The sequence below is a fragment of the Streptomyces sp. NPDC053755 genome (assembly GCF_040677675.1).
Classification (GTDB): domain Bacteria; phylum Actinomycetota; class Actinomycetes; order Streptomycetales; family Streptomycetaceae; genus Streptomyces.
In genome coordinates this window covers 1-1019 of record NZ_JBFASK010000090.1, presented here as the reverse complement: position 1 = coordinate 1019, position 1019 = coordinate 1, and the positions used below count along the sequence as shown (strand labels likewise).

Here is a 1019-nt window from a genome sequence, read left to right as displayed (position 1 = left end):
CCGGCGTCCTGCGACGCCTCGACCGGCTTCAGGTCGACACTCCACTGACCGTCCACCGCGGCCGGGTCCCCACCCTCGGGAACACCGATCGCGATCGGAAGATTCGCCGAGAGCGGGACCGTGGTGCCCGGCGCGCTCGTCTCCGTCAGCGTGGCGGTACCGAGATCGGCCACCCAGGGGGTGACGTTCTTCGGCACGTACGGCGTGACCGGCACTTCCTGCGCCGTCGTCAGTTCCTTCTGCTCCGGCGTCTCATCACCCTCGAGCTCCGTGCTCTTGGGAATGTCCGGGAGGTCGACCTGCGAGGTCTGCTCCTCGCGGCTCATCCCGTCGCCCGGAATCGCCAACGCCTGGGAGCTCAGGGAGGTGACCGTCAGCATCGAGGACAACAAGAGGACAGTCGCCGTGCGGCTCAGCCGCCGGCGCCGTCGTTGTGACTCCGTCACGGCTAGGCGTCCCCGCCCCAGCCATGACGGTGGACCTGAAGAACGCATCGCGTCGACTCCCACCCAGGAAAAACAGACAACAGAGAAGGTGCGGAAACACCAAAAGCACGCGCCTGCTTCAGGCGCGTGCGTGCGAACTCTCTGTCATGTCCGCGGTATTTTTCAACACGAAAAATGCAGGGGCCACGGATTCGACGTGAGATGCCCCACGGTGCGAATGCACCCAAAACAACCCGCTGACGATCTTCCTCCTAGAGTCGACAGATCGTCATATTTGCCTCGGGGCCCGCCGCTTTAAGGGGCAAGTCGGACAACCCGTCCGACTACCCGCGTAGTTGCAAGCCATTCATAACGCTTTCGCAACTCCTTCACCTGTGGACTCCCTGTGTCGCGCGTGTGATCGTGTGCCCACTTATGCCCCGCGGCCTGCCGTTGGGGCTGTCTGTGCTGCCCATGTCCACCTGGCCTAACGGGAGTAGACCGCCGTGTCCGCGCCGCCACCCAGATTTCTCAGCCCTTTCGTGCGCACGCGCACGCGGCTGTCCTTGACTCTCGGCCTCGTCCTGGCCGCCC

The 1019-nt window shown here is 64.6% G+C and carries 1 protein-coding gene; it reads right to left on the bottom strand.

Features of this window, described 5'->3' with window-relative positions; all coding sequences use genetic code 11:
- On the bottom strand, window positions 1-380 hold a 380-nt coding region (locus tag AB0K65_RS32360), incomplete at its 3' end, for a hypothetical protein (RefSeq protein WP_365722876.1).
- Between the last annotated feature and the right edge of the window lie 639 nt (window positions 381-1019).